The following is a 6,590-nucleotide window of genomic DNA, read 5'->3' as shown; positions in this document are numbered from 1 at the left end:
CACGGCCAGCTCGTGCACCTCCACCGGCTTCCCGCCCGGTGCGGGACGGTCCGCGGCCTGGCCCGGGCTCTTCCCCCCGAGCTGGCCGACCGGGTGCCCGCCGGTGGGCTGTGGTCCCACCAGGCGGCGGCCATCGATCTGGCGCGCGCCGGGCGCTCGGTCGCGGTGGCCACCGGGACGGCGTCGGGCAAGTCGCTGTGCTACCAGCTGCCCATAGCCGAGGCGGTCTCCGGCCCGGCCCGGGGGGAGGACCCGGGCACCGCTCTGATGGTGTTCCCGACCAAAGCTCTGGCCCAGGACCAGCTGCGCGCCCTCGGTGACCTCGACGTGCCGGGCCTGGTGGCCGCCACCTACGACGGTGACGCCGGGGCCGAGGAGCGCTCGTGGGCCCGCCGCCACGCCAACGTGGTCCTCACCAACCCCGACATGCTCCACGTCGGCATCCTGCCGAACCATCCCCGCTGGGCCACGTTCCTCATGCGCCTGCGGTTCGTGGTCCTCGACGAGCTGCACACCCTGCGGGGGATCTTCGGCAGCCACGTGGCCCACGTCGTGCGCCGGCTGCGCCGGCTGGCCGCGGCCTACGGGGCCGACCCGTCGTTCGTGTTCACCTCGGCCACCATCGGCCGGCCCGCCCGGCTGGCGTCGGCGCTGTGCGGCCTGCCGGTGGCGGAGATCGACGAGGACGGCTCGCCCTCGGGGGAGCGGCTGCTGGCGCTGTGGAACCCGCCCCTGTGGGACCGGGCCGCCGGAGTGCGGGCCTCGGCCAACAGCGAGACGGCGGCACTCCTGGCGGCGCTGGTGGAGTCGGGGCGGAGGAGCATCGCCTTCACCCGCAGCCGCAAGGCGGCCGAGCTGGTGGCGGCCGGCACCCGGCGGCGCCTGCCGGAGGAGCTGGCCGGGAAGGTCCGCCCCTACCGCGGCGGCTACCTGGCGGCCGAGCGGAGGGAGATCGAGGCCGAGCTGTTCTCGGGCCGGCTGCTCGGCGTGGCGGCCACCAACGCCCTCGAGCTCGGCGTGGACGTGGGCGGGCTCGACGCGTGCGTCCTCAACGGGTTCCCGGGAACCATCGCCTCGTTCTGGCAGCAGATCGGCCGAGCCGGGCGCACCCGCAACCGGAGCCTGGCCGTGCTCGTGGCCGGTGACGACGCCCTCGACCAGTGGCTGATGGCCCATCCCGACGAGCTGCTCACCCGGCCCCCGGAGCCGGCGGTGGTGAACGCGGCCAATCCCTTCGTGCTCCATCCCCATCTGGCGTGCGCCGCCTTCGAGCGCCCGCTCGTCCCCGAGGACGAGGGCTGGTGGGCCCCGCCCGGTCTCCCCGAGGGCGCCTTCGAGGACGCCGTGCGCGACCTGGTGATAGCCGACCACCTGGTGGTGCGCCGGGGCCGGGCCGTCCCCGCCAGCCGGCGCAACCCGGCCCGGGAGGTGGGACTGCGCAGCGGGTCGTCGGACCAGATCCGCATCGTCGACGAGGACGGAGGCCTGGTCGGGACCATCGAGCGCGACCGCGCCTTCGCGACCGTCCATCCCGGCGCCGTGTACCTGCACCAGGGCCAGCACTACCGGGTCGAGCGTCTCGACCTCGACGACAACGAGGCCTGGGCCGGCGCCGTCGATCCCGGGGAGCTGACCCAGGCCCGCAGCGTCACCGACTTCCGCATCCTCGGGGTGGAGCGCACCGGCGAGGTCGGCCGGTCCGTCCTCTCACTCGGCTCGGTGGAGGTGACCGAGCACGTCACCGGCTACCGCCGCCGGGACCTGGCCACCGGCCAGGTGCTGGGCGACGAGGTCCTCGACCTGCCCCCGACCACCCTGCTGACGCGGGGCTTCTGGTACCGGTTCGACGAGCAGCTCCTGGCCCGGGCCGGGCTCACCGAATGCCCGGACGACGCCCTGCCGGGTGCCCTGCACGCCGCCGAGCACGCCGGCATCGGGATCCTCCCGCTGTTCGCCATCTGCGACCGCTGGGACGTGGGGGGCGTGTCCACGGCGTGGCACCCCGACTCGGGCGCGGCGACGGTCCTGATCTACGACGGCTATCCCGGCGGGGCGGGCATAGCCGAGCTGGGCTTCGGCGCCGCCCACACCCATCTCGGCGCCACCCTCGAGGCCATCGCCAACTGCCCGTGCGAGACCGGTTGTCCCTCGTGCGTGCAGTCCCCGAAGTGCGGGAACCTCAACGAGCCCCTCGACAAGGCGGGGGCGCTGGCCCTACTCCGGGCCGTGCTCGGCTGACGGGGCCAGCACCACCAGGCGCCGCAGCCACAGAAGGTGGGCCACCACCGCCAGCAGGAGGGCGGCCAGGCCGACCGCCGCCACGTTGCGGACCATGGCGGAGTGGCCGGACACCGGGACGGCGCCGTAGGTGATCGTGACCGGGCGCCCCCCCTTTCCGGACGCGCCGGAGCTCGACGAGCTGAACGGGGCCACGGCGGGAAGGTCGGGTCCCGGCTCGGCGCTGTCCGGGGGCAGGCTCGGGACTGCGGGGGCGGCTTGGGCGGGCAGGCCGGCCCCGAAAGCCGACGGATCGAGCAGACCGCCGAGCCCGGTGGCTCCCCCGGAGACGGCCCCGCCCGCCGAGCTGTAGGTGCCCACCCCCGATCCGGCCGGGCCGGTGCTCCCGGACCCGGATCCCGAGGAGGACCCCGACGCCGCTCCCCCGCCGGCGGCGCCGGGAGGGCCGCCCACCGCCGCCGTCGCCGGGGCCGACGCGACCGTGGTGCCGCTGCTGGCTCCCTGGCGGAGGGCGGTGACCTGGTAGCTGTAAGCCGTTCCGGGTGTGGTCGCGGGGTCGGAGTAGCCGGCGGACGTCACCCGGGCCGGGAAGCCCGGGCCGGACGGGCTGCGGCTGACCTGGTAGCCGGCGAGGTCGGGGTAGGACGGCTCCGACCACGCCAGGCGCACCGACCGGCCGTCGGCCGAAGGGGTGGCGGCCAGCCCCGACGGGGTGGCCGGCGGGGCCGCCACCGAGAAGCTGGCCTCGTAGCTCACCGGCTGGCCCGGGCCGCCCGGGTCGGTCTCGGTGGCCTGGACGGAGAGGGTGTAGGCGCCGTTCCACAGGAGGGGCGGGGACACCGCCAGCGAGAACCGGCACGACGACTGGCCGCACGCCGGCGTGGTGGCGCTCCACCCCGGGTGCCCGGCGGCGGAGGTGACCGCCACCTGCAGATCCCCGGTGACGGTCCCGTCCGGCGAGGTGGCCGACGCGGTGCCGGCGATGGTGGGCGTGGACGTGCTCACCACCCCGCCACCGGTGGGCGAGCTCATGGAGATGTCGGGCGCTCCCGCCCGCGCCGGCCCGGCCCCGACGACCAGGGCCAAGCCCGCCGCCGCCACCCCCGCCGCGGCCCGGACGGCCCTCATGCCTGGGGCTGGCTCCCCGCCGGGGCCGTGGAGGGGCCGCTCACCATCGCCGCCTTGACGATGATGCGGTGGCTGGCCGATCCCTTGGGAGTGCACGAGGTGAGCGTCAGCGTGTAGCGGCCGGGCGTGTCGGCCACGACCGCGGTGTCGGTCGGCAGCACCACGAACGGGGCCTGGGACACCTGGTAGACGCAGCGCCCCACCGGCGTGGTCAGCACGACGCGGTCCCCGGCGCGCAGACGGTCGACGTCGGCGAAGGGCCGGCCGTACGTGGTGCGGTGGCCGGCGATCGCCACGTCCCCCTCCTCGCACGGGAGAGGGGTCGACGGGTAGTGCCCCGCCCCCGCCTTGAGGGCCTCGTCGGTGGTGCCCTCGACCACCACCACGTCCACCCCGATGGCGGGGATCTCCAGGCGGGTGAGGCTGTCCCCGATCGGCACCGCGTCGGTGCGGAACTCCTGGGACAGGGCGGGATCGCTGGCCAGCTGGTGGGCCAGGCGGGATTGGACCCGGGACTGCCAGATGTTCGTGAAGAACGGGTAGCCGAGGAGAGCCACCGCCCCCAGCAGCAGCAGGCCGGTGAGACCGGAGATCCCGAGGCGGGCGGCGCGGTGGGCGCGCAGGAAGGTGACGATCCGGTCCTGCAGGTTTTGCATGATCATCACTCCGTGAGGGAGGACCGGCCCGGGCCACCGCCCCTCTCCTGACGGTAGCGGCCGGGCCGGTTGTCTCCTCGCATCCCGTATCGGTCCGGGAGACGAGATCGTTAGCGGAACATCCTCCTCAGGCGGCGCCCGACCAGCCCCACGCTGAGCAGGCCGGCTCCGGCCAGCGGGAGGACCGGGTTGCTCCCGGTGAAGGGCAGGGAGCTGCTGCGGGCGGGAGTGGCCACCCCCGCCACGGCCGCCACGGCCGGGGTGCCCCCACCCGTGGCGGTGGTCTTGGCCAGAGCCAGGTCGACTCCGCCGTCGGTGGCGGTGGCGCTCGAGGCTCCGACGCCCTGGAGGAGGTGGAGCTCCACGGCCGAGGCGGTGGCTGTGACCGACCCGTCGGCGTTCTTGGTCGAGGAGCCGGCGGCCACGGTGATGGTCGACGCGAGCGGCGTGCCCTGCAGGATGGTCAGGCTCTGGCCGGGCGCCACGGTGAGGGTCTGCTGGGCCAGGCCGGTCGTCGGCAGCGGGTTCACGACGACCTTGACCAGGGCGGGGTCGAAGCTCGGCGTGGCCACGCCGGTCCGGCGGTTGTAGGCCACCTGGGCGCTGGACGCGCCGACCTGGATCTCGGCCAGCGGGGCGCTGTTGGGCAGGGCGTCCAGGCCGAGGATCTGGATGTCCCCGCCCGACGCCGAGGAGTTCGAGGTGACCGTCGAGGCCTCGGTGCGGACGAACGAGGTGGTGCTGCCCAGGCTGAGGTGGAGGGTGCGCTGGGTGCCGACGGCCTGGAGGAGCTGGCCGACGGTGTCCTGCACGTTGATCTGGGGGGCGATCTGCTGGATCTGCTGGAGGGTCCCGAACACCGGCTGAAGCTGGTTCAGCACCGGCTGGAGGGTCTGGGTCAGGGTGCCCACCAGCCCGGCGGCGTTGAGGTCGAGGTCGGCCACCTTCCCGACCGCCGCCGCCCAGGGCGTGGCGTTCTTGGTGTTGGCGGCGCTGGAAGCGCAGGCCAGCCCGAGGGTGGGCTGAGGCAGCGGGGCGGGAAGCGCCGGCAGGGCCGGGGTGGCACAGGCTTCGGGCAGGGTCTGGGCCTGATCGGCGGCGGTGGCGGCGGAGTGCTCCTGGGAGTACACGGTGCCGTCGACGACGGCGCCGATGCCGAGGGCGTCGGCCAGCTGGCTCGAAGCCGCCTTCACGGTGCTCACTCCCTCGGTCACGGTGTGGCCGAAGAGGTTGAGAACCAGGGCCGTGCCCTGGGCCGTGCCGGCGTACACCTCCGGGTGACCGGGGGAGCCGGTGGCCGCTCCGGCCGGCGCCCCCACCGCCAGAACGCCCAGCGTCCCGATGGCGCCCAGCGCGCCGATCTTCCTGGAAAGTCCCACCCTGTCGCCTCCTGAGCGCGCCCGGGCCCGGTTAGAGGGCCCTAGTGAACGGAGCGGATATTCGCCGCTGGGGTGGGGTTCTCCTGCGGGCAAAAGGGAGGATTTGCCCGAAGGTTCCGGGCGGCGCCGGGCCGTAGTGTCTGGCGGCGTGGAGGCGGCCTTCTTCGACCTCGACAAGACCGTGATCGCCCGGGCGTCGATGGTGGCCTTCGGGCGGCCGCTCTACTCCCACGGGCTGATCTCCCGCCGGACGGTGCTCCGCGCCCTGTACGGCCAGCTCGTCTACCTGCACCTCGGGGCCAGCGAGCAGAAGCTGGAGCGGATCCGGGACTCGGTGCTGGCCCTCACCAAGGGATGGGACCGCGACCAGGTTCGGGAGATCGTGCGGGAGACCCTCGACGAGGTGGTGGAGCCGATCATCTACGCCGAGGCCATCGAGGAGATGGAGAACCACCGCCTGGCGGGGCGGCCGGTCTACCTGGTGTCGGCCAGCCCGGAGGAGATCGTGACCCCGCTGGCCGACCACCTCGGCGTCCACGGCGCCATCGCCAGCCGGCCCCGGGTCGACGACCAGGGCCGCTACACCGGCGAGATGGCCTTCTACGCCTACGGGCCGTTCAAGGCCGAGGCCATGCGCGCCCTGGCCGAGCGCGACGGCATCGACCTGGAAGGGTCGTGGGCCTACTCCGACTCCTACACCGACGTCCCGATGCTCGAGGTGGTGGGCCGCCCGGTGGTCGTGAACCCCGACCGGGTCCTGTCCAAGCTGGCCAAGGAGCGGGGCTGGGAGATCCGCACGTGGGAGCGCACCGTCCGCCTGCCCACCCGCCGCGCCCCGCCCGGGGGCGCGCCCGGCGTGGCGGCGGCCGCCACCGCGGCCGGGCTGGTCGGGGCGGGGATCTGGTGGTGGCGGCTCAGGAGTCGAGCAGCCGCCTCGCCACCACCGCGCCGATGGCCGCTACCACGATCAGGAGCAGGAGCTTCTTCATGGTCGGGGAGGCTAACGCGCGTCCCCCGGGAGCTGGTCGGCTCGCTGGGTGACACGCCGGCGGGGCTGGGGACCCTGGCGGCGGTGGGAGGTCGGGGCCGGCGGGGCCGGGGGTCCCCGACGGGAGCGATGGGCGTGATCCGGAGGATCCGGGTGCCGACCCGCCATTAACAGAGCGGAGGTGGACGGGAATCGAACCCG

General features: G+C 74.6%; 5 protein-coding genes. 2 read left to right on the top strand and 3 right to left on the bottom strand.

The features are described from left to right. Positions 1–2,238: DEAD/DEAH box helicase (locus VFW24_00750; GenBank protein ID HEX5265278.1), on the top strand; the 2,238-nt coding region annotated here is incomplete at its 5' end. Here VFW24_00750 and VFW24_00745 read toward each other — a convergent pair. From VFW24_00745 to VFW24_00735, 3 genes are all read right to left on the bottom strand, one after another. Then, entirely contained in the window at positions 2,215–3,366 is a 1,152-nt protein-coding gene (locus tag VFW24_00745; GenBank protein HEX5265277.1) for a fibronectin type III domain-containing protein, read from the bottom strand. The genes VFW24_00750 and VFW24_00745 overlap by 24 nt on opposite strands. Continuing rightward, entirely contained in the window at positions 3,363–4,028 is a 666-nt protein-coding gene (locus tag VFW24_00740) for a sortase (GenBank protein ID HEX5265276.1), read from the bottom strand. Before VFW24_00740 ends, VFW24_00745 begins: the two co-directional genes overlap by 4 nt. A 104-nt stretch (positions 4,029–4,132) precedes the next feature. Continuing rightward, entirely contained in the window at positions 4,133–5,401 is a 1,269-nt protein-coding gene (locus VFW24_00735) for a hypothetical protein (protein ID HEX5265275.1), read from the bottom strand. Between the two features lie 148 nt (positions 5,402–5,549). Here VFW24_00735 and VFW24_00730 point away from each other — a divergent pair, with 148 nt between their 5' ends. Next, entirely contained in the window at positions 5,550–6,560 is a 1,011-nt protein-coding gene (locus VFW24_00730; protein HEX5265274.1) for an HAD-IB family hydrolase, read from the top strand. Positions 6,561–6,590: the final 30 nt, after the last annotated feature.

Source organism: Acidimicrobiales bacterium (assembly GCA_036273495.1).
In the GTDB taxonomy this organism is placed as follows: Bacteria; Actinomycetota; Acidimicrobiia; order Acidimicrobiales; family JAJPHE01; genus DASSEU01.
The sequence above is the reverse complement of the archived record's forward strand: the minus strand, read 5'-3'. Positions and strand labels throughout refer to the sequence as shown.

Bases quoted from the DNA above. Each gene is read 5' to 3' on its own strand.
- VFW24_00745 (HEX5265277.1), bottom strand. From the start codon at position 3,366: ATGAGGGCCGTCCGGGCCGCGGCGGGGGTGGCGGCGGCGGGCTTGGCC.
- VFW24_00740 (HEX5265276.1), bottom strand. From the start codon at position 4,028: ATGATCATGCAAAACCTGCAGGACCGGATCGTCACCTTCCTGCGCGCC.